The organism is Gordonia sp. SID5947 (assembly GCF_009862785.1).
Taxonomy (GTDB): domain Bacteria; phylum Actinomycetota; class Actinomycetes; order Mycobacteriales; family Mycobacteriaceae; genus Gordonia.
Window position 1 is genome coordinate 2580084 of sequence record NZ_WWHU01000001.1, and the last position, 22460, is coordinate 2602543.

Here is a 22460-nt window from a genome sequence, read left to right on the forward strand (position 1 = left end):
CCCTCAGTCCGTGACACGCGAGACGTTGAAGTTCTCGATCACCGTGTTGGTGAGCAACTCCTCCGCGATGCGTTCGAGCGTCACATCGTCGACCGAGTCGTCGACCTCGAGTTCGAATCGCTTGCCCTGCCGGACATCGGCGACCCCGGAGAATCCCAGCCGACCCAGAGCTCCCACGATCGCCTGCCCTTGCGGGTCGAGGATCTCGGCCTTCGGCATCACATCGACCACCACTCGCGCCATGGGCACTTGCTCCGTTCTCGCTGGTGCGCTATCAGCGATCACCTTACCGGGTGGACTGTGGCCACACGGCGTCCGCACCTGTGCCGACCGGGGTTACCGCAACCGGCGACCGGGCGCAGCTTCACGCCGACCGGGCGCAGTTCGACGTCGATCCGGCGCCGGCCTGGCCCGGTCGGCGGAACTCTGCGCCCGATCGACGTCGTCAGGTCAGAGAGCCGCTTCGATGGCGGAGATCACCGCCGGGTCGTTCGGTTCGGTGCGGGGACGGAAGCGGTTGATCACGGTCCCGTCGGCGCCGACGAGGAACTTCTCGAAGTTCCACTGCACGTCGCCCGCCTCACCGTCGGCGTCGGCCGTCTTGGTCAGCTCCGCGTACAGCGGGTGCTGGTCCTCACCCTTGACGTCGGCCTTCTCCAGGAGCGGAAAGGTGACGCCGTAGCTGGTGGAACAGAAGGTGGCGATCTCCTCGGCGGTACCGGGCTCCTGGCCCATGAACTGGTTGCACGGCATGCCGACGACGGTCAGGCCGCGCTCCCCATAGGTCTTCGCGATCTCCTCGAGACCCGTGTATTGCGGGGTCAGGCCGCACTTGCTCGCGACGTTGACGACCAGCATCGGTCCGGGGAGGGCGGAGAGATCGAGCGCGCTGCCGTCGAGCGCCTTCACGGGAATGTCTTTGACGTTGCTCATCTCTTCGACGCTATCGCAGCCCGGAGTCGGGAGGAGGCGATCGCCGGCGGTATGACCCCCGTCACTGCGAGACGGCCGCTATGTCCGATCTCACGGTTACTTGCGTTTCCGAAATAGTTGCGTAGGCGTTAGTTTTATTTGCGTGGCCGAAACACCGACACAGATCCGCGACTCGTCCCCCGCGCCCGCGGGGTCTGTCGACGTGGCCTGTGACATGCTGACCGGCTTCCTCGACCGGCTCGCGTGCATGGGCAAGGCACTCACCATGGACACACTCGCCGCGACCGAGCTCACGTTCTCCCAACTGCGCGTCCTGTTCGCGTTGGGCGCACACGGTGACGGCGTCGAGTGCATGTCGGTCCACGAGATCGCCGATCAGGTCAATCTGTCGCTCGCGGCCGCCGGCAGGACCGTCGACAAACTCGTCGGCGCCGGGCTCGTCGACCGTCGCGAAGACACTGCCGACCGGCGGGTCAAGCGGGTGTCGCTGACCGCCGACGGCCGGCAGATCGTCGACTCGCAGCTGAGCATCAAACAAGACCTCATCCGAGGCTTCGTCGACCGACTCCCCGAGCCGTTGCGCCGAGGCCTGTGTGGCGCCCTGAACCCCATCGTCGACAACGAGGTCGACTACTTCGCCGGGATCGGAGATCCGACTCCGGATTCCGCCCCCGCCCCCTCTCCGGACAGTTCACAGAAAGCCGACTCATGACCTCATCGTCAACGCCCGCGCACGCGCACGCGGGCCCGCCGGACACCAAACTCGACCGGCACATCCTGATCGTCGCCGGCGTGGTCGTGCTCGGCGCGATCATGTCGATCCTCGACGTCACCGTGGTGTCGGTGGCGCAGAACACCTTCCAGCAGGAGTTCGGGACCGACGCCGCGGGAGCGGCCTGGACCATGACCGGCTACACGCTGGCCCTGGCCGCAGTGATCCCGCTGTCCAGCTGGGCCGCAGCACGTTTCGGCACCAAGAAGGTCTATCTCACCTCGTTGGTGCTGTTCGTGATCGGTTCGGCCCTGTGTGCCCTGGCCTGGAACATCGGTTCGCTGGTCGCGTTCCGTGTCGTCCAGGGTCTCGGCGGCGGCCTGCTGATGCCGATCGGCATGATGATCCTGACCAAGGCAGCCGGTCCCGAGCGGGTCGGTTCCGTGATGGCCGTGCTCGGTATCCCGATGCTCCTCGGCCCCATCGCCGGACCCATCCTGGGCGGCCTGCTCATCGAAAAGGCCTCGTGGCACTGGGTGTTCCTGATCAATGTGCCGATCGGCATCGTCGCGATCATCTACTCGTGGTTCGCTCTGCGCAACGACGAGGAGACCTCGCGACCGTCCATCGACTTCGTCGGCCTCCTGCTGCTCTCCCCGGGTCTGGCGCTGTTCCTCTACGGCATCTCGTCGAGCAGTGAGGCAGGCACGTTCATCTCGGCGAAGGTCCTGGTACCGGCGATCATCGGCGCGATCCTGATCGCCGGGTTCATCTGGCACGCGCTGCACAGCGACAAGCCGTTGCTGGACCTGCGCCTGTTCCGAAACCCCACGCTCACGATCGCCGTGATCTCGATGACGCTGTTCATGATCGCGTTCTTCGGTGCGTCACTCCTGTTCCCGCAGTACTTCATCGGGGTGCGCGGCGAGACGACCCTCTCCGCGGGTCTGTTGCTGGCTCCGCAGGGCATCGGCGCGATGTTGACCATGCCGATCGCAGGCCGGATGACCGACAAGATCGGTCCCGGAAAGTTCGTGCTCGCCGGCATCGTGCTGATGTTCCTGGGTATGGGAACCTTCGTGTTCGTCGGCGCCGAGACGTCGTACCTCATCCTGTGCGGCGCACTCTTCGTCCAGGGACTCGGCATGGGCATGACGATGATGCCGATCATGACCGCCGCCCTGGCGACGCTGACCAACACTCAGGTGCCCGACGGCTCGACGCTGGTCAACGTGGTCCAGCAGACCGCCTCGTCGATCGGTTCGGCCGTCATCGCGGTCATCCTGGCGACGAATCTCAAGAACGCACCGGAAGGCATGCTCGCCATCGTGTCGAACACCGCACCGGACAAGCTCCCCGCGGACGTGCCGGCCGCGGCGGTCCCGCCGTCGTTCTTCGAGTCCGCTGCGAACGCCTTCGGTTCGACGTTCGTCGTCGGGACGATCTTGATCGCGCTCACGCTGATCCCGGCGTTCTTCCTGCCCCGCAAGAAGATCGCGTCGCCGCTGACCGAAGAGGACATGGATCGCGCGCCGATCGTCATGCACTGACGCCGTCGAGCGGACACAGATTGTCGTCGAGCGGGCGCAACACTTCGGTGTTGCGCCCGCTCGACATTCATCTGCGCCCGGTCGACGGTATCCTGCGCCCGGTCGGCGGGCCGCCGACTAGTCCGCCGACGGGACGAAAGCGCCCGTCTGCTGGAGGATCCACGCCAACTCGAAGGCGACCTCTTCCCACTGCTTGTACCGGCCGCTGACGCCACCATGGCCTGCCGACATCTCGGTCTTGAGCAACACCAGGTTGTCGGAGGTGCTCAATTCCTGAAGACGGGCAACCCATTTCGCCGCCTCGGTGAACAGCACCCGGGTGTCGTTCAGCGAGGTGAGGGCCAGGATCGGCGGATACGCCTTGGCACCGACGTTCTCGTACGGCGAATAGGTCTTCATGTAGGCGTAGACATCCGGGTCGTGGAGCGGATCTCCCCACTCGTCCCATTCGATCACCGTGAGAGGTAGTGAGGGGTCGAGAATCGACGTCAGCGCGTCGACGAACGGCACCGATGCGAGAATGCCGTTGAAGAGCTCCGGTGCCAGGTTCGCGACCGCCCCCATCAGGAGGCCGCCTGCCGAACCACCCTCGGCCACCATCTGTTTCGGCGTGGTCCAACCCTCGTCGACCAGATACCGTGCCGCATCGACGAAGTCGGTGAAGGTGTTCTTCTTGGTGAGCGTCTTGCCGTTGTCGTACCAATAGCGACCCATCTCGCCGCCCCCGCGGATGTGCGCGAGGACGAACACGACACCGCGGTCGAGCATCGACAGCCGGGACACCGAAAACGACGGATCGATGCTCATCTCGTACGACCCGTAGCCGTACAGCAGCAACGGCGCCGGCCGGTTCTCGTCGACGCCCTTGCGCCGCACGATCGACAGCGGGATCTTCGTCCCGTCGGCCGCGGTCGCCCACTCGCGCGACTGCACGTAATCTGCCGCGTCGTAACCGCCGAGAACCGGCTGCCGCTTCAACAGGGTCCGTTCCCCGGTGGCCACGTCGAGATCGAGCAACTCGGTCGGCTCGATGAAGCTCGCGTAGCCGATACGCAATTTCGGGGTGACCCATTCCGGGTTGCCGCCGAGTCCAGCAGAAGAGAGCTCCTGATCGAACACGACCTCGTGGAAGTCTGCGGCATCCGGGATTCCGTCGATGTCGCGTAGATCGGCGATGGCCAGCTTCGGAAGTGCCGCGTATCGGTACGACAGCACCAGGTAGTCGCGGAACGCGTCGAGATCCTCGATCCGTCGCTCCGGATCGTGCGCTATCAGCTCGCGCCGGGCAGACGGGTCGTCGACCGGCGCGATGTCGATGGCGAAGTTCTCTGCCTTCACCCCGTCTCGAATGTCGTTGTGGACGATCACGTAGTGGTCTTCACCGGCGATCACGGCATGCTCGACGCTGTACTCGACTCCCTCGACCCGCGGTGCGACACTGCGGAACTCTCCGGTCGGATCGTCGGCGGGCAGCACGTACACCTCGGAGGTGATCTTGGAACCCACGCCGATCATCAGGTACTTGTCGCTTCGCGTGGAACCCATACCCACCCAGAACCGTTCGTCCGGCTCGTGGAAGACCCGGACGTCGTCAGAACCCGCGCCCATGTCGTGGCGCCACACCGTGTCCGGACGCCACGCCTCGTCGACAGTCTGATAGAAGACATGCTGGGCATCCGACGACCAGACCGCGCCGCCCGCGGTATCGGCGATCTGGTCGTCGAGGAGCTCGCCGGTACGAAGGTTCTTGAACCGCAAGAGGTATCGTTCGTCGCCGACGGTATCGGTGCTGTATGCCAGCCAGTCACCGTCGTCGCTGACGGAGAGTGCCCCGAGACTGAAGAAGTCGTGGCCCTCGGCCTCGACGTTGGCGTCGAGAAGTATCTCCTCACCGGGAAGCGCCGCATCCGCGACCACCTCCGGCGGGGTCCAGTCGTCGTCGGCCGAGATCGGGCACCGGCATCGGATCGCGTACTGCTTGCCCTCTTCGGTTCGGGCGTAGTACCAGTAGCGGCCACGACGACTCGGCACCGACATGTCGGTTTCCTGTGTGCGACTCTTGATCTCGCCGAAGATCTGTTTACGCAATCCGTCGAGCTGCGCGGTGTGCGACTCGGTGAACGCATTCTGCGCCTCGAGGTAGGCGATGACCTCGGGATCTTCCTTGTCCCGGAGCCATTCGTAATCGTCGACGAAGGTGTCACCATGGTGCACACGTTCGCTCGGTACCTTTTTGGCCACCGGGGCGGTGACGTCGGACTTCACCATCATCTCCTACTCGTGATCCGGCCAGTCGGCGAAGGATCTCTGCGAAATCCACTCGTAGGCCTCGATATACCGTGTGCGGGTTCGATCCACCACTGATTCCGGCAATGACGGGGGTGGCTGGTCGGCCGCGCGATCCCAGCCGGAGTCCGGGCCCGTCAGCCAGTTCCGGACGATCTGCTTGTCGAAGCTCGGCTGTACCTCGCCGGGCCGGTAGGTCGCCGCCTCCCAGTAACGTGACGAATCCGGCGTCAGCACTTCGTCGGCCAGCACGAGCTCGCCGTCGCCGCCCAGTCCGAACTCGAACTTGGTGTCGGCCAGGATGATCCCGCGCTCGGCAGCGATGGCAGAGCCACGTCGATAGATGTCGAGGGTCGTCGCACGCAGTTGCTCGGCGCGTTCGGCGCCTTCCTGCTCGACCACCCTCTCGAAGCTGATGTTCTCGTCGTGGTCGCCTTGGGCCGCCTTGGTTGCCGGCGTGAAGATCGGCTGGGGCAGCTCGCTGGCCTCGTCGAGACCTGCCGGGAGTTCCACCCCGCACACCGAGCCCGTCGCGCGGTAATCGAGCAGACCGGAACCGGTGAGGTATCCGCGAGCCACGCACTCGACCTGCACCATCGGCAGCTTGCGGACCACCATGGAGCGTCCCACGCACTCGGCCGGGATACGTTCGTCGGTCGGACCGCCGGCCAGGTGGTTGGCGACACCGAGCACGTCGAACCAGTAGAAGCTCATCGCGGTGAGGATGCGGCCCTTGTCCGGGATCGCCGGGCTCAGGATGTGGTCGTACGCCGAGATCCGGTCCGAGGCGACGAGGAGGAGGGTGTTCGCGTCGATCTCATAGATCTCGCGAACCTTCCCCGACGCCAGGTGGGTGTACGACTGCAGTTCAGGACGCATGGCTTCGACCCTAGAGGTATGACATCCTGCATCGCATGGCCGGTCCGCTGATCTCCATCACCTACTGCACCCGATGCAACTGGTTGCTGCGGGCCTCGTGGATGGCGAGCGAACTGCTCAGCACATTCGGCACCGAGTTGGGTGCGGTGACCCTGGTCCCCGGCACCGGGGGTGTCTTCCACATCGAGGTCGACGGAGAGCAGGTCTGGGAACGTACACGCGACGGCGGGTTTCCCGATGTGGTGACGCTCAAGCGCCTCATCCGCGACACCGCACTGCCCGACTGGGATCTGGGGCACGCGGAGCGCCCTTCGTGACGGTCGCTTCGCTCCCTCCTCAGGGCACAGGGGACCGATCCCTGAGGTGCGAGCGAAGCGAGCCTCGAAGGGTCAGAGAATCGGCGCGGGCGTGTAACCGGCCGCATCCGGGTAGTCGGCGATGACCTTCTCCGCAGCGGCGACGACGTCGGCCACCTGTTGCTCGGCCGCACCGACGAACACCGTCTTGTCGGCGAGGAGCTCGTCGAGCTGCGCACGATCGAGCGGAATGCGGTCATCGCCGGCCAGCCGGTCGAGCAGATCGGGTTCACGGCCCTGCTCACGCATGGCAAGCGCGACCGCGACCGCGTTCTCCTTGATCGCCTCGTGTGCGGCCTCGCGGCCGACCCCGGCCCGTATCGAAGCCATCAGCACCTTGGTGGTGGCGAGGAACGGCAGGTAGCGGTCGAGCTCGTTCGCGATCACCGCCGGATAGGCACCGAACTCGGCGAGCACGGTCAGGAAGGTCTCCATGAGGCCGTCGATGGCGAAAAAGGCATCCGGGAGTGCGACGCGGCGGACCACAGAACAGAAGACATCGCCCTCGTTCCATTGCGCTCCCGCGAGCTCGGCTGCCATCGAACCGTAGCCGCGCAGGATGACCTGGAGTCCGTTGACACGCTCGCAGCTGCGGGTGTTCATCTTGTGCGGCATGGCCGAGCTGCCGACCTGGCCCGGCTGGAACCCTTCGGTCACCAGTTCGTGACCGGCCATCAACCGGATGGTGTGAGCCAACGACGACGGTCCCGCCGCCATCTGGACCAGCGCCGACACCACATCGTGGTCGAGGGACCTCGGGTAGATCTGGCCCACCGAGGTCAGGGAGCGCGCGAACCCGAGGTGATCGGCGACCCGCGCCTCGAGGTCGGCGAGTTTCGTGGCGTCGCCGCCGAGGAGGTCGAGCATGTCCTGCGAGGTCCCCATCGGCCCCTTGATGCCGCGCAGCGGATAGCGGTCGATGAGCTCACGCAGACGGGTCAGCGCGATCATCAGTTCGTCGGCCGCGCTGGCGAACCGCTTGCCGAGCGTCGTCGCCTGAGCGGCCACGTTGTGGCTACGCCCGGCCATGACCACCGTCGAATACTGGGCGGCCCGCTCGGCGGTGCGAGCGAGCACCGCGACACCATGAGCATGCACGTGTTCGAGTGAGCGCAGTATCTGCAGCTGCTCGACGTTCTCGGTGAGGTCACGGCTGGTCATGCCCTTGTGGATCTGCTCGTGACCGGCGAGCGCGTTGAACTCCTCGATCCGCGCCTTCACGTCGTGGCGGGTGACCCGTTCACGTTCGGCGATCGAGTCGAGGTCGATCTGGTCGACGACCTTCTCGTAGTCGGCGATCGCACCGTCGGGTACGTCGATACCCAGATCGCGCTGGGCCTTGAGCACAGCGATCCACAGTTGGCGCTCGAGAGCGATCTTGTGACGCGACGACCAGAGTTCCGCGAGGTCGGCGGACGCATAACGACTGGCCAGAACGTTGGAGATGGCAGGCTTCGACACGTGGACAGTGTAGTCGCGCGCGCCGCCGACCGAATCCGGACCCGGGCGGTCACGACGGGACCCGATCAGCTCAGAGCGCGAAACACGCCCAACCCGAGCCGTAGCCCTGGTGCACACGCAGGACCGTCACCGGCCCCTGGACGCCGCCCTGTTTGGCGTACAACAACCGATTTCCGATCCGCCGCGGCACCCATCGAACCGTCGCGATGGCCCCGTCGGCCTGCGCCGCACCGATGAACCGTTCCGGGTAGCCCTGCGCGCGTTCCCAGAAGGTGACCGGACCCGACGTGTTGACGTCGACGGTCAGGTTGTAGAGGCATCCGGTGCCATAGACCACCGACGAGAACGGCACGCCCGCGTCGACCTTGCCCACCGGGGCGGCACCTGCCGACCCCGGCGACGCCACCGCCAACCCCACGATCGAGAGCGCCGTCGCGAGAAGGGCGGACAGTGTGGCCGTCCCGCGTCGCCCCACCGTTTGTCGCTTCGACACCATGTCCCCTCCACTCGTACGTTCGTTTGTCATTCACGCGGCGCGAGAACCTCGATGACCTCGTGCAGCGCTTCCCTCGCGGCCGCATACGGACTGCCCTGCCGCTGACCGAGCGCCCCGACGACGGCCCCGTCCTCCACGGCGATCAGTTGCCGGACATGCATCGGTTCGGCGAGCCGGAAGGACTTCTGCAACACATCGGAATGCATCTCCGCCAGCAGGACCCGGCGGTCGATCACGACCTCACGCAACCGCGGATAGCGGGCGGCCAAGGCGATCGTCTCGTACCGCGCGGACAGTGTCTGGATGGTCGTGTCGGGGCCGATGAACACCTCGGCGAGGGCGTCGGCGGTGGCCTGCCCGCCACGTCGTCGTCGGGGCAGGGCATCTCGACGCGCAGCGATGCAGTCCTCGTCGTTGCGGCACACGTGGGCAGCCGCCTCGGCCATCAGATCCTCCAGGGACCCGAAGTAGTACGTGGTCGACGCGAGGGGCAATTGCGCACGATCCGCGACGGCGCGATGGCGCACGGCGTCGAATCCCCCTTCGAGCAGCAATGCGCCGGCGGCCTCGATCAGGCGGGACCGCCGTCGCAGTCCCTTCGGGGTGGCCGCCGACGTCATGGAAACATGCTGCCAAAGGCATTACCTGCAACGGGTTGCTTTGGCAAAAGCCGCTACGCGGTCGACGAATTCAGGGTATCGGCGGACACCGCCGCAGGTCAGCGGTCACTCCGCGGCCGACCGAAGTGGCACCCGACATCGATGTCTTCGATGAGCCGGGGACTCGGGTTTCCGGTCCAGAAATCCGGCGAGAGATCCGGCCAGAGGTATGCAGCGCCCTCCTGCATGGCGACCGCGCTCGACCACGCAGCGCGAAGCGGCCGGGCGGTAAGCCAGAGGTCACGGGCCATACCTTGCCGTCTATATACCCCGTGGGGTATTGTTCCGCTCACGAGATTCGATACCCCCTGGGGTATATGGGAGGGCAAGGTTGTGACAACTACCGCACACGCAGAGGAGAGAGCCGACCGGAGTCGGCCGGGCCGCCTCGGATGGCTCGGCAACTGGACCGCGACCCATCGACGCTGGGTGTTCGCGACCTGGACACTGCTCGTGATCTGCCTCGGCGCCGTGGCACCGTCGGTGTTCGATTCCCTGGCCGGCGCGGGCTGGCAGGCCAACGGCTCAGAGTCAGTGGCGGTGCGCGACCTCGCGCAGGAGCACTTCGGCGGGAGCTCCTCCGCCGCCGTGCAGGTGGTGATCCACGCGGATTCCCAACAGATCTCCAGCCCCGAGGTGCAACAGACGATCGACGAGATCACCCGCCTCGCCGCGTCGGACAACCGGTTCGGCGACGTCGTCCCACCGCAACAGGGGATGACGATCAGCCAAGACGGGCACACCGGAATCGTCCTGGTCGGCGCCGCGGGCACGGCCGACGACATGGTGAAGGCGGTCGACGATCACAAGAACGATCTGACCGCCTTGTCCGGCAACGGAATCGACGTCTATCCGACCGGCGCGTCTGCGTTGTGGAGCGACTTCAACAAGGCCAATCACGAGGCCATGATCAAGGCCGAGATGGTCTCGTGGCCGATCACGCTGGCGATCATGGTGATCGCGTTCGGATCATTGGTGGCCGCGGGTCTTCCGCTGCTGTTGACCATCGCCGGTCTCGTGGCCTCTGCCGGCGCACTCGTGGTGCTCAACATGGTCACGCCGATTTCGGTGTGGGCCATGAACTTTGCCATGATGTTCGCGCTCGCACTCGGCATCGACTACGCCCTGTTCGTCGTGTCGCGCTTCAGGGCCGCGCTGGCCGAACGCACTGATCCGGTCGCCGCCACCGCAGAGACGATGGACACCGCGGGCAAGGCCGTCCTGCTGTCCGGCCTCACTGTTCTGGTGAGCCTGTCCGCTGTCCTCTTGGTGCCCGCCCCGGCAGTACGGACGATGGCAGTAGGCATCATGGTGGCAGTGGTCTTCGTCCTGGCCGCAACCATGACGTTGTTGCCCGCAGCGCTCGGCGCTCTCGGCACCAGAGTCAACGCAGTCTCGTTGCCCTGGGCGAAACGCCAGAAACATCGGTCGCCGACGTTCGCCGCATGGGGCAACCTGCTGCATCGCCATCCGTGGCCGTTCGCGCTCGCCTCGCTCGCGATCCTGATCGCGTTGGCGTTGCCGGTCATCGGGATCAAGGTCGCCATGCCCTCGATCAGCGTGGTGCCCGAGGACGCACCGGTCCGCCAGGGCTATGAGGTCGTCCAGGAGTCGATGGGCGAAGGCGCGCCCGGCGCCCTGCAGATCGTTGTCCCGCAGGCACAGGCGGACCAAACCTCGGCCGCCGCATCGACGGTACCGGGTGTCGCCGCGGTCACTCCCCCGCAACCGGCTGCCGACGATTCGGGATACGCAATGCTGCAGGCGATTCCGGACGTCGATCCATCCGATCCACTGATGAACGACATCGTTGCGGATCTGCGCGGATCACTGCCGGCCGACGCGCTCGTCGGCGGCGCACCCGCCGAGAACATCGATCTTCAGCAAGCCTTGAACGATTGGTTCCCCATCGTGGTCGCAGTGATCCTCACCCTCGGATTCCTGCTGCTGTTGATCGCACTGCAAGCGCCGTTGATCGCGCTACTGGGTACGGTGGTGAGCCTGCTGTCCACCGCCGCCGCATTCGGGGTCGCGCGCCTGATCTTCCAGGACGGTCACGGGTCCGGGCTGCTCGGCTTCCAAGCGCAGGGCTTCCTGGACGGCTGGGGTCCGGTGTTCTTCTTCGCGATGATCTTCGCGATCGCGATGGACTACACCGTCTTCCTGCTCGCGACGGCGAAGGAGCACTACGAACGCTCGAACGACCCGAAGGTAGCGCACATCGACGGGCTCGCCCACTCCGGGCGGATCATCTTCGCTGCCGCAGCCGTGATGGTCGCAGTGTTCTTCACCTTCGCGCTCGCACAGCCGTTGCCACCGAAGGAGATGGGCATCATCCTGGGCGTCGCCGTCCTGTTGGACGCCACGCTGATCCGATTGGTGCTACTGCCCGTCCTGCTACGACTCACCGGCCACGGCGCGTGGTGGAGTCCGGCATGGCTGCGCCGCATCCTTCCCGCGATCTCCTTCGGTCACTGACGACGACACATACCCCAAGGGGTATACAATGGGTCAGACAACCGCACCGAAAGAAGGACCGGCATGGTAGGCGATGAAGAGTCGATCACCGTGGTACTCAACAGATTGCGTCGCGCCCACGGGCAGCTCGCCGGAGTCATCACGATGATCGAGCAGGGCCGCGACTGCAAGGACGTCGTCACCCAACTGGCGGCGGTCTCACGCGCGCTGGACAGGGCAGGCTTCAAGATCGTGGCAACCGGCCTGCGCGAATGCCTCACCGGCGAGCAGGCCGAGAACACCGAGCCGATGACCGAGGAGCAGCTCGAGAAGCTCTTCCTCGCCCTCGCATGACCACTCGATTCAACCCGTCACCGATGACCACGACGCACAGGAGATGAGACCGATGCAGCTCGCCTACGCCACCACATTGCAGACCACGTTCGACGACGCCGTGGCACGCACGCGAGAAGCGCTGTCCGAGCAGGGCTTCGGCGTGCTCACCGAGATCGACGTGACGGCGACACTTAAGCAGAAACTCGACCAGGACATGGAGAACTACTTGATCCTGGGCGCCTGCAACCCTCCGTTGGCCCACGGCGCACTCGACGTCGATCGGCAGATCGGGCTGCTGCTGCCGTGCAATGTCGTCGTCCGCGACGACACCGCCACTGCGGGGAACGTGATCGTCGAGGCGATGAACCCGGACATCATGGTCACCGTCACCGATGCGCCGGGCCTTCGGGACGTTGCGGCCGCCGCGTCCGAGAAACTGCAGGCCGCCATCGCGGCGCTGTCCTGACGACCCTCGACCACCGAGCCCCGACCCGCGGCTCACTTCGATGACTGAGATGACACATATTTGTGTTATCTCAGTCATCGGTGCATAGTTGGTCCATGCCCGATGACGCACAGCTCACCTTCGCCGATCACATGGCGCGCTATTACGCGCGGCGGTTCAGCTTTCCCCGATGGTCGGACGGGTCATCGGTTACCTGTCCGTCTGCGACCCACCAGGACAGAGCATCGCCGAACTGAGCGAAGCTCTGCTCGCCAGCCGCAGCGCGATCAGTGGCGCGATCGAGAACCTCGAGAACCTGGGCGTCGTCAGACGCACCCGGACGCGCGGCGAACGGATGGACCGCATCGCCGTCGACTTGTCGACGCCGCGCTCGCTCGGTTTCGACATGAGCGAGTACGAGGAGTTGGCCGAACTCGCCCGCGAAGGCCTCGAGGTCATCGGCAACGCGACCGCGGAACGTCGCGCGGCGCTGTCCGAGACCGCTGCCCTCGCCGACTTCCTCGTCGACCGGATGCCTGCCCTCTACGAGGAATGGAAGAAGCACCGTGCAGCACTGGTCGCCTCGGGTGACCTCTACGACCCGAACGCCGAGGCGACAGCCGGCGAGAACGGAGACCGGACATGACCACGCAAAACAGGCGGCAGACGGCGATCGAGGCCGGCGGGTTGGTGAAACGATACGACGACAAGCTAGTCCTCGACGGCCTCGACCTGAGCGTCCTGCGCGGTGAGGTCTTCGCGCTGTTGGGGCCCAACGGTTCCGGCAAGACCACCACCGTGAACATCCTGTCGACCCTGATCGAGGCCGATGCCGGACACGTCGTCGTCGGCGGTCACGATCTGGCCGTCGACCCGAACGGGATCCGATCCATCATCGGCGTGACCGGGCAGTTCGCCGCCCTCGACGACCTGCTCACCGGCCGGGAGAACCTCCAGCTGATGGCCGCGCTCAACCACCTCGGCCGCGGTCCCGGACGCGCACGGGTGGATGGATTGCTGGCTGATTTCGACCTCGTCGACGCTGCCGACCGGGCGGTGTCCACGTACTCCGGGGGCATGCGCCGACGTCTCGATCTCGCCATGACGCTGGTGTCGACACCGGAGGTGATATTTCTCGACGAACCGACCACCGGTCTCGACCCGCGCAGCCGGCGGACCCTGTGGGACACCATCTCCGGTCTGGCGAGCGACGGGGTGACGATCTTCCTGACCACGCAGTACCTCGAGGAGGCCGATCGTCTCGCCGATCGCGTCGCCGTCCTCGACCGGGGTTCGATCGTCGCCCAGGGCACGCCATCCGAACTGAAGAACCTCGTCCCGGGCTCATCGATCCGCCTCGTCTTCGCCGACGAGGAGACCTTCGAGCGCGCGCGGGCGGTGTTTCCCGACGCGGGCGCCGTCGCCGGTGCGCGCCGACTGGATCTGTCGACGGACGACACGGTTCGGTCCTTGCGAGAAGCGCTGGGGCGCATCGAGTCCGAACAGCTCGACCTCGTCGACGTCTCGGTGCACACGGCCAGCCTCGACGACGTCTTCTTCGCCTTGACCGGTCGCACCGAGCCCCGACCCGGCATCACCCCCACCCCGCATCGAGGAGCAGCCTGATGTCCACACTCACCTACGCCGTCGAGGACTCCGCGACGATGCTGCGCCGAAGCCTGCGGCGCATCGTCCGCTATCCGTCGATGACGGTTCTGCTGGTCGGCATGCCGATCGTGTTCCTGTTGCTGTTCGTCTATGTGTTCGGCGGGCAGTTGGGCGCCGACATGGTCACCCCCTCCGGCAACACGGGACGAGCCGCCTACCTCGACTACGTCGTACCCGGTGTCCTGCTGATCACGGTGGCGGCCGCGGTGCAGGGCACCTCGATCTCCGTCGCCATGGACATGACGTCGGGCATCATCGCACGATTCCGGACGATGGCCATCAGCCGATCATCGGTGCTCACCGGGCACGTGATCGGGAGCCTGCTCCAGACGCTCGCCAGTCTCATCGTGGTACTCGTCGTCGCCATCGCCCTGGGGTTCCGCCCGTCGGCGACGCCGATCGAGTGGCTGGCGGCACTCGGCATGTTGGCCCTGTTCTCGGTGGCGCTGATCTGGCTGGCGGTGTATCTCGGCCTGTCGGCGAAGAGTGTCGAGACCGCCAGCAACACCCCGATGTTCCTGACCTTGCTGCCGTTCCTGGGCAGTGGGTTCGTGCCGACCGAGTCGATGCCTGCCGGTCTCCGGCAGTTCGCCGAGTATCAGCCGTTCACCCCGGTCGCCGAGACGTTGCGCGGGCTGCTCAGCGGCACCGCGATCGGAACCGGCACCGCGGTCGCCGCGCTCGCGTGGAGCGTCGGGATCGCCGTCGTCTCGTATGTCGCCGCCATGCGCACCTACGACCGTCGTCGGGTGGCCTGATCGGCCCGTCGCGCCACATCCGTCACACCTCGGCGTGGCGCGTCCGGCGTGTTTCGAACCACCGATCCCGCACCAGTAATCTGTGGAGTCGATGAAGCCGCACAACGACTCACCGATGCACCCGGCTGACCCGACCGAGTTCCGTCTCGGTCGGGTCAGCCGGCGTTCGGTGCTGGCCGGAGGACTGGGCGCCGCCGTGATCGGCGGACTCGCGGCGTGCTCGGGCGACGAGCCCACCGCGGTCGAGCCGCGCAAGCTCGAGACCCGCGCCGCCGACGACGAGCTGCCGTCGGAGACCAGCCCACCCAAGATCGCGAGTGGCCCGCCGCTGGTGACCGGGAGTTTCGTCTCCGAGAAGATGGGCGGGCGCCAGACCCGATGGGCCGTGGCCCGGCCGAGCGGTGTGTCGGGTCGGCTTCCCGTCGTCGTCGTGCTGCATGCACTGAACACCAACGAGAAGTCCATCTTCTCGTCGAAACTCGAGATGCAGAACGTCCTGCAGAAGTACGTCGATGCCGGGAATGCCCCGTTCGCCCTCGCCGCGGCCGACGCCGCGCGCAACTACTACCATCCACGCGCCGACGGCACCGACGGTGCGGGGATGATTCTCGACGAGTTCCTGCCGATGCTGGCGTCGAACCCAGAACTCGATCTGTCGACCGACCGGATCGGTCTGTTCGGCTGGTCCATGGGCGGATACGGAGCGCTCCGGCTGGGCGCGCTGCTCGGTGCGCCCCGGGTCGCCGCAGTTGCCGTCGCCTCACCGGCGCTGTGGGCAGATCCGCGCAACTATCCGCCCCGCGCCTTCGACTCGCTCGAGGATTACAAGGCCAATTCGCTTTTCGGCCAGCAAGCCGCGTTCGCCAAGATCCCGCTGCTGATCTCGATCGGGTCGTCGGACCAGTTCTTCACCTACACGAGGCAGTGGGCGGCCGGGCTGCACCCGCCGGCCGCATTCGGGACGTCGGCCGGCGGTCACACCAATCGCTACTGGCGCAGTGTGCTGCCAGAACAGGTCGAGTTCCTGGGTCGCAACCTCGCCCGGTGACCCACTCCCCACTCCCCACTCCACGCACCTCTCCCACCCCGAAGACCTACCCCGCAGCCGCGACGGTTTCCGTCATCCGCGACGGCATTTGGGGTCGCGGATGACGGAAACCGTCGCGGCTGCGGGGTGGGGTGTGTGGGGTGGAGGTGGGGTGGGAGGTGTGGGTGGGTGGTTCAGAGGGTGATGCGGCCGTCGAGGGCGGCTTTGCCGATGTCGGTGCGGTAATGCGAGCCGGGCAGTTTGATGCTCGCGATACGGTCATAGGCCTGCGTCCGGGCCTCCGCGAGGTCGGCACCGGTGCCGACCACGGCGAGCACCCGGCCGCCGGCCGACACGACCGCGCCGTCGGCGTCGCGCGCGGTACCGGCATGCAGGACGCCGTCGCCGTCGGCGCCGGTGATCACGTCGCCGGTGCGCGGCTTGCCCGGATAGTTCTCGGCCGCGACCACGACCGTGACAGCGGCGCCGTCGGTCCATTGCAGAGGCGGCAACTGGTCGAGCGTCCCCGTCGCGGTCGCGTTGAGCGCTTGTCCCAGTGGGGATCTCAGCAGCGCGAGGACCGCCTGCGTCTCGGGGTCACCGAACCGGCAGTTGAACTCGACGACGGACGGGCCGTCCTTGCCGATCGCGAGGCCCGCATAGAGCAAACCGGAGAACGGTGTCCCCCGTCGGGCGAGTTCCGCGGCGACGGGTTTGACCACGTCGTCGACGATCTGCTGGGTCACCTCGGCGGGCAGCCAAGGCAGCGGCGTGTACGCGCCCATACCGCCGGTGTTGGGGCCCGCGTCGTCGTCGCCGACCCGCTTGTGATCCTGCGCGGGCAGCAGTGGCACCACGGTCTCGCCGTCGACCAGCGAGAAGAGTGACACCTCGGGGCCGTCGAGAAAGCTCTCCAGCAAGACCGGGTGGCCGTTCTCCAGCAGCTCGGCCGCGTGGTCGCGGGCGGTCAGCCGATCGGCGGTCACCACGACACCCTTGCCTGCAGCCAATCCGTCGTCCTTGACCACCCACGTCGGGCCGAACCGGTTGAGCGCCGCGTCGAGCTTGGCGGGGTTGTCGACGATCTCGCTGTGGGCGGTACGCACCCCCGCAGCCGCCATGACGTCCTTGGCGAAGGCCTTCGATCCCTCGATCTGCGCCGCCGCGGCACTCGGACCGAAGGTGGCGAAACCGGCGTCGCGCAACGCATCCGCGACACCGAGGACCAACGGCACCTCGGGTCCGATGACGACGAGGTCGGCGGCGATGCTCGTCGCCAACGCCACAACCGCCTCCGCGGACGCGACGTCGACATCGTGGTTGGTGGCGATCGCGGCCGTCCCGGCGTTACCGGGGGCGACGTGCAGCCCGGTCACCGAGGGGTCCGCCGACAATCCGATGAGCAGGGCATGTTCGCGGCCGCCCGAGCCGATCACGAGTACGCGCACGGTGTCGACTCTAATAGGCGGACGTATGGCCGGTCGGCGGGGCGGTGGCGGGTGCACCGACCGATCAGGAGCGGTCGGTGCCCCGCATCCCGATCGCCGCCAATGCCTCGGCCCGTCGCGGCACTCCCATGATCTCGTCGATGACGACGATCATGACCGGCGCGAGGGCCGTGACGACCACCGCGAACACCACCGACACACCTGTCGCGGCCAGCCAGACGCCGGCAGCGAGGACGGCGACCGCACCCAGCGCGAGAACCATGCTCATCGGGTCGAACGGCAGGAGATAGTCGTACATCGCGAGCAGACCGAGGCAGTAGACGCCCAGCGGCACGGCAAGCGTGGCGACCACCGCACCGGGGCCGATATGGGTCTCGTGCTCGATGTAGAGCGCCGCCACGTGCAGGCCTGCCCCGACGGCGGCGGCAGCCATGAAGATCAGGATGTGTCCGTACCCCCACCCGAAACTCTTCTCCCGATGCGCCTGCAGGGCGTCGCCGACGGGCACGATGAAGTACATCCACCACATCGCGAAGGTGACGCCCATCCCGGCCAGGCCGAGCACCGCCGTCTCCACCGACCAGCCCTCCACCTCGACCACGGCGCCGAGCACCGCCACGGTTCCGACCACACCCTCGCCGAGGGTGATGATGGTCAACAGCGAGTAGCGCTCGGCGATGTGGTGCGGATGCCAGGGCGTGCCCGTGGTGGTGCGTTCGCCCAGGAACGGACCGACGAGCTCCACCGCGACGCATGCGAGCATCGCGAACAGCGTCGCCAGCGGTGACATGTCGGCGATCAGCACGCCGACCCAGCCGATCTGCGCCACCAGCGTCATCCCGGCATAGAGAAGAGCGGATCGCCGATGCAGCTCGCTCTGTACCGCGACTCGCACCCACTGCGCGACCATCCCGACGCGCATCACGATGTACCCGATCACCAGGACCCGGTTGTCGACGTGGTCGTGCTGGGCGAGGGACTCGAAGACGGGCGGGATACCGAGGGCGATGATCGCGACTCCGACCATCTGGACCAGGGTCACCACGCGGAAGAACCAGTCGTCGGTATCGAATGCCGAAGCGAACCAGGCGAAGTTGATCCACGCCCAGATCGCCGCGAACGTGCACAGCAGATAGGCGAAGATCGCCGTCTGATAATGACCTTCGGCGAGCTGATGGGCGACCTGCGTTCCCGCGGTGGAGAAGGCGACCACGAAGACGAGGTCGTAGAACAACTCGAGACTGGTGGCGGCGCGGCCCTCTTCATGGGGGTCGCGTCCGGTCATCCGCCGTAGGGGGTGTCCGATCGTGAAGCTCACGGTCGAAACTCTAACGACATCCACGGCCAGAGCGACGACGAGCGCGCGGCGGGAACACGGAAACCTCACCCGTCGTCACAGACCTTCCACGGGGCAGAGGTGGGTGACGACGGATGAGGTTTTCGGCGTGGCCGTGTCCGGTCAGCCGGTGGTCGCCGTCAGGTCGTAGACGGTGGTGCCGTCGACAGTCGTGGCGGTGAAGGTCTCCTTCACCCATGCGGCGATCTGCGCGGACGGCTGTGTCGTGTCCGAGCTGCCGAATCCACGACCGCCACCGATGAAGTAGTGGATCTTCTTCTCGGCCACCAGTTTCTGGAACTGCTCGAGCGTCGGAGAAGGGTCGGTACCGTTGAACCCGCCGATCGGCATCACCGAGTGACCGGACTCCAGTTGATAACCCGAGGCCTCGTTGGAGCCGACCGCCGCGGCCACCCAGGTGAACTGGTCGGCGTCGGTGCGCAACATGGCGACGAGTGCCTCGCTCGGACGCGAACCGTTCAGCAGGCCGCCGGGGCCGCCCATCCCTCCGGGGCCACCCTCCGCCGACATCCCACCGGGACCGGCCGCTGCGCCGGGCATGCCCATACCGCCCGGCATGCCACCTCGCGTGACCCCCCGCATGGCACCCCCTCGGTGATGACCACCGGGACCGCCTCCGCCCGGGCCGAACTCGCCGTCCACCCGCGGACCCGCCGTGATGATCGAGCCCTCCTTCGCCGTCGACACGGTATCGATCGTGTAGGCGACCGGGCCGGCCAGTGCCGCGGCGAGCGCGGTGACCACGGCCAGCGCCGACAGGTAGGGCCGATGCGCGACGAGCATGGCGGCACCGGCGACGACCCCGACGATCAGCACCATCCAACGCAGCCACGGCACGAAGTCGGGTGAGCGGTCCAGCAGCGTGAAGCCCCAGATGGCCGCGATCCAGACGGCGGCGGCCAGGGCGATCCGCACCCAGATCCGGTCACGGGCCGACCAGCACACGGCGCCACCACCGGCCACCACGGCAGCGACGGCCGGAGCCAGGGCTGCGGTGTAGTAGCTGTGGAAGATGCCGGCCATGAAGCTGAACACCGCCATGGTGACCAGCAGCCAGAGTCCCCACACGGACAGGTAGGCGCGCCGCAGGTCGGTGCGCCGAGCCCTGCCGATGACGACCAGCGCGGCGACGCCGAGAACGAGGGCAGTGGGGATCAGCCAGGCGATCTGACCACCCTGGGCCGGCTCGAACATCCGGAGCCAGCCCGTCTCACCCCACATACCGCCACCCGGTCCCCCGCCACCTGGTCCACCGCCACCCGGTCCTCCACCGGGCGGGCCGCCCATCGCTCCGGCGTAGGCGCTCATCGGGCCGCCCGCACCATCACCGCCGCCACCGCCGGGCACGACGCTGCCGGTCTCGTTGCCGTTGAGGCGCCCGAAACCGTTGTAGCCGAATGTGAGTTCGAGGATCGAGTTGTTCTGCGAGCCACCGATCCAGGGGCGCGACGACGCCGGCCACAGTTCGACGGCGAGGATCCACCACCCGGCGCTCACGATCATCGCGCCCAGTGCTCCGCAGAGATGGCCGAGACGCTTGATCCAGGTGTGTCGGCCGAACGCGAGATACGTGATCGCCAGTGGCGGCACGATCAGCATCACCTGCAATTGTTTGGTGAGAAAGCCGAAGCCGACCAACACACCGGTCATGATCATCCAGCGGAGCCGGCCGTCCTCGACGGCCCGCAGCGTCGCCCAGACCGCCGCGACCATCAGCAGGATCAGCAGCGCTTCCGGATTGTCGAAGCGGAACATGAGTGCCGCGACCGGCGTGACCGCGAGTGTCGCACCGGCCAGGATGCCTGCCCAATGACCGAAGTACTTCTTCGTGATGACGTAGAGCAGCGCGACCGCCGCGACACCCATCAGCGCCTCGGGGATCAGGATGGCCCACGAATTGAGTCCGAAGATCCGCACCGAGATCCCTGGGATCCACAGTGCGGCCGGAGGTTTGTCGACGGTGATGGAGTTGGCCATGTCCGACGAACCGAAGAACCACGCCTTCCACGATTCCGAGCCGGCCTGGATCGCCGCCGAGTAGAAGGAGTTGGCCCAACCGTTGGCCGACAGGTTCACGATGTAGAGCACCCCGGTGCCGATCAACAGCACGGCGAGCGAGAGACGTCGCCACACGCGGGCGTTCCGCCCGGACGCGGTGGCGTCGGGCGGAACGGAGGCGGACGCGGGCCTGTCGACGATGGTGGTCATTCGGCTGTCCCTTCGGCGATAGGGGCGGGGTTCGAGTCGGCCAGGTGTCCGCGGAACACCCACCGCAGTCCGACGAAACGGGTCATCGTCGCGACCAGGTTGGCCACCACGAGGACCACCAGCTCCAGATGCTTGGTCGCGTCCGGGGCGAAGGCGTGCAGTGCGACCAGGGCTCCCGAGGTGACCAGCCAGCCGAAGACGAACACACCGAGCCCGAACAGCTGGTGGCGGAAGGCACCGTCGCGGCCCGAGATGCCGAAACTGAAGCGTCGGTTGGCTGCGGTGTTGAGGACCGCGGTGACGGCCAGGGCGACGAAGTTCGACACCTGCGCCCCCAGGAACGAGTGCAGCAACAGGTAGAGCACCGCGTAGGCGATGGTGGACGCGACGCCGATCACGCAGAACCGGGCCAACTGGCCGACCAGGCCGAACGGCACGCCGTCGAGCTGCGGACCGGGAGCACGATCACGTCCGATCGTGTCGCGCAGCTCGGCGATCGGCAACCGCCCGGTGGTGAGTGCGTACCCGACGCGGGCACACCCCTTCAGGTCCGCGACCGCCGTCGAGACGATGTCGACCGTGCTGTTCGGGTCGTCGACCCAGTCGACCGGGACCTCGGCGATCCGCAGTCCGATCCGCTCGGCGAGTACCAGGAGTTCGGTGTCGAAGAACCAGCCGGTGTCCGCCACGTACGGCAGCACCTGCCGGGCGATGTCGGTGCGCATCGCCTTGAAGCCGCACTGCGCGTCGGAGAACTTCGCACGCATCGTGGTGCGCAGGATGAGGTTGTACGAGCGGGAGATGAACTCGCGCTTCGGGCCGCGGACCACCCGTGACGAGCGCGACAGGCGTGTGCCGATGGCGATGTCGGAATGCCCGGACACCAGCGGTGCGATCAGTGGCATCAACGCGTTGAGGTCGGTGGAGAGGTCGACGTCGCAGTAGGCGACGATCTCGGCGTCGCTGGCCCGCCACACCGCGTTGAGGGCACGTCCACGACCCTTTTGATCGAGGTGGACCACGCGTAGGCCGTCGATCTCTCCGGCGAGCCGGGCGGCGATAGCGAGCGTCGAGTCGGTGCTGGCGTTGTCGGCGACGGTGATACGCGACGGGTAGGGCACGTGCGTGCGCAGATGATCGCGCAGGCGTCGAACCGATCCGGCGATGTCGGCCTGTTCGTTGTAGACGGGCACGACGATGTCGAGAACGGGCGCCGGCGTCGAACTGTCGGCGACGATCATCGACGGCGAGGCGGCCATCGGGAGGGCGTCTGTTGTCATGACGCAAGAATCAGCTGCCAAACTTCGCCCACTCTGCGTCGACGCTGTCAGGTTCCTGTGAGCGTCGACGCCGGTTGCGCTGCGCCTTCACCACGGGAGTGCCCGGCGCCGGGCCGCTGTCGGAACGGACCGATAGGTTGGCGT

The 22460-nt window shown here is 66.7% G+C and carries 21 protein-coding genes; 10 read left to right on the forward strand and 11 right to left on the reverse strand.

Features of this window, described 5'->3' with window-relative positions:
* Positions 1-3 precede the first annotated feature (3 nt).
* Both purS and GTV32_RS11975 read right to left on the reverse strand, forming a co-directional pair.
* Positions 4-243: a phosphoribosylformylglycinamidine synthase subunit PurS gene (purS, locus tag GTV32_RS11970; RefSeq protein WP_161060503.1), complete on the reverse strand. Its 240-nt coding sequence runs from the start codon at positions 241-243 to the stop codon at positions 4-6.
* Positions 244-450: 207 nt separating this feature from the next.
* Complete coding sequence (locus GTV32_RS11975; RefSeq protein WP_161060504.1) at positions 451-933, reverse strand: glutathione peroxidase; 483 nt, start codon at positions 931-933, stop codon at positions 451-453.
* Between the two features lie 214 nt (positions 934-1147).
* Between GTV32_RS11975 and GTV32_RS11980 the strand changes: the two genes are divergently transcribed.
* Positions 1148-1645: a MarR family transcriptional regulator gene (locus tag GTV32_RS11980; RefSeq protein ID WP_161062487.1), complete on the forward strand. Its 498-nt coding sequence runs from the start codon at positions 1148-1150 to the stop codon at positions 1643-1645.
* Positions 1642-3195, forward strand: coding sequence for a DHA2 family efflux MFS transporter permease subunit (locus tag GTV32_RS11985; RefSeq protein ID WP_161060505.1), 1554 nt, complete (start codon positions 1642-1644; stop codon positions 3193-3195). The genes GTV32_RS11980 and GTV32_RS11985 overlap by 4 nt, the downstream gene beginning before the upstream one ends.
* Positions 3196-3312: 117 nt before the next feature.
* On the opposite strand, the gene GTV32_RS11990 is transcribed toward GTV32_RS11985, so the two are convergent.
* Positions 3313-5466, reverse strand: a complete 2154-nt coding sequence (locus GTV32_RS11990; protein ID WP_161060506.1) for a S9 family peptidase — start codon at positions 5464-5466, stop codon at positions 3313-3315.
* Positions 5467-5469: 3 nt separating this feature from the next.
* On the reverse strand, positions 5470-6360 hold the full coding sequence (locus tag GTV32_RS11995) for a phosphoribosylaminoimidazolesuccinocarboxamide synthase (RefSeq protein WP_161060507.1): 891 nt from the start codon (positions 6358-6360) through the stop codon (positions 5470-5472).
* A gap of 35 nt (positions 6361-6395) precedes the next feature.
* Here GTV32_RS11995 and GTV32_RS12000 point away from each other — a divergent pair, with 35 nt between their 5' ends.
* Entirely contained in the window at positions 6396-6677 is a 282-nt protein-coding gene (locus tag GTV32_RS12000) for a SelT/SelW/SelH family protein (protein ID WP_161060508.1), read from the forward strand.
* A 72-nt stretch (positions 6678-6749) separates the two neighbouring features.
* On the opposite strand, the gene purB is transcribed toward GTV32_RS12000, so the two are convergent.
* The 3 genes from purB to GTV32_RS12015 form a co-directional block, all read right to left on the reverse strand.
* Entirely contained in the window at positions 6750-8177 is a 1428-nt protein-coding gene (gene purB, locus GTV32_RS12005; protein WP_161060509.1) for an adenylosuccinate lyase, read from the reverse strand.
* A 70-nt stretch (positions 8178-8247) separates the two neighbouring features.
* Positions 8248-8673 carry a hypothetical protein gene (locus GTV32_RS12010; protein ID WP_237421530.1) on the reverse strand — a complete coding sequence of 142 codons (426 nt, stop codon included), beginning with the start codon at positions 8671-8673 and terminating at the stop codon, positions 8248-8250.
* 26 nt (positions 8674-8699) lie between these two features.
* Positions 8700-9293, reverse strand: a complete 594-nt coding sequence (locus GTV32_RS12015) for a TetR family transcriptional regulator (protein WP_161060510.1) — start codon at positions 9291-9293, stop codon at positions 8700-8702.
* Positions 9294-9665: 372 nt separating this feature from the next.
* On the opposite strand from GTV32_RS12015, the gene GTV32_RS12020 reads away from it, so the two are divergent.
* The 7 genes from GTV32_RS12020 (at position 9666) to GTV32_RS12050 (ending at position 16044) form a co-directional block, all read left to right on the forward strand.
* Complete coding sequence (locus GTV32_RS12020) at positions 9666-11810, forward strand: MMPL family transporter (protein WP_161060511.1); 2145 nt, start codon at positions 9666-9668, stop codon at positions 11808-11810.
* 63 nt (positions 11811-11873) lie between these two features.
* On the forward strand, positions 11874-12143 hold the full coding sequence (locus GTV32_RS12025; protein ID WP_161060512.1) for a metal-sensitive transcriptional regulator: 270 nt from the start codon (positions 11874-11876) through the stop codon (positions 12141-12143).
* A gap of 52 nt (positions 12144-12195) precedes the next feature.
* Positions 12196-12591, forward strand: coding sequence for a DUF302 domain-containing protein (locus GTV32_RS12030; RefSeq protein ID WP_161060513.1), 396 nt, complete (start codon positions 12196-12198; stop codon positions 12589-12591).
* A 169-nt stretch (positions 12592-12760) separates the two neighbouring features.
* The gene (locus GTV32_RS12035; RefSeq protein WP_237421531.1) at positions 12761-13216 is read left to right on the forward strand and encodes a MarR family transcriptional regulator; all 456 of its coding nucleotides are present in this window, start codon (positions 12761-12763) and stop codon (positions 13214-13216) included.
* Positions 13213-14196, forward strand: a complete 984-nt coding sequence (locus GTV32_RS12040) for an ATP-binding cassette domain-containing protein (protein WP_161060514.1) — start codon at positions 13213-13215, stop codon at positions 14194-14196. Before GTV32_RS12035 ends, GTV32_RS12040 begins: the two co-directional genes overlap by 4 nt.
* Positions 14196-14996: an ABC transporter permease gene (locus GTV32_RS12045; RefSeq protein ID WP_161060515.1), complete on the forward strand. Its 801-nt coding sequence runs from the start codon at positions 14196-14198 to the stop codon at positions 14994-14996. Before GTV32_RS12040 ends, GTV32_RS12045 begins: the two co-directional genes overlap by 1 nt.
* 115 nt (positions 14997-15111) lie before the next feature.
* Entirely contained in the window at positions 15112-16044 is a 933-nt protein-coding gene (locus tag GTV32_RS12050; RefSeq protein WP_202422487.1) for an alpha/beta hydrolase-fold protein, read from the forward strand.
* Between the two features lie 173 nt (positions 16045-16217).
* Here GTV32_RS12050 and purD read toward each other — a convergent pair whose 3' ends face one another.
* The 4 genes from purD to GTV32_RS12070 all read right to left on the reverse strand — a co-directional run bounded on the left by purD (position 16218) and on the right by GTV32_RS12070 (position 22316).
* Positions 16218-17471 carry a phosphoribosylamine--glycine ligase gene (purD, locus tag GTV32_RS12055; protein WP_161060517.1) on the reverse strand — a complete coding sequence of 418 codons (1254 nt, stop codon included), beginning with the start codon at positions 17469-17471 and terminating at the stop codon, positions 16218-16220.
* A 64-nt stretch (positions 17472-17535) separates the two neighbouring features.
* Entirely contained in the window at positions 17536-18756 is a 1221-nt protein-coding gene (locus tag GTV32_RS12060) for a low temperature requirement protein A (protein WP_202422491.1), read from the reverse strand.
* A 174-nt stretch (positions 18757-18930) separates the two neighbouring features.
* Positions 18931-21036 carry a glycosyltransferase family 39 protein gene (locus tag GTV32_RS12065; protein ID WP_161060519.1) on the reverse strand — a complete coding sequence of 702 codons (2106 nt, stop codon included), beginning with the start codon at positions 21034-21036 and terminating at the stop codon, positions 18931-18933.
* Complete coding sequence (locus GTV32_RS12070) at positions 21033-22316, reverse strand: bifunctional glycosyltransferase family 2/GtrA family protein (protein WP_161060520.1); 1284 nt, start codon at positions 22314-22316, stop codon at positions 21033-21035. Before GTV32_RS12070 ends, GTV32_RS12065 begins: the two co-directional genes overlap by 4 nt.
* Positions 22317-22460 lie beyond the last annotated feature (144 nt).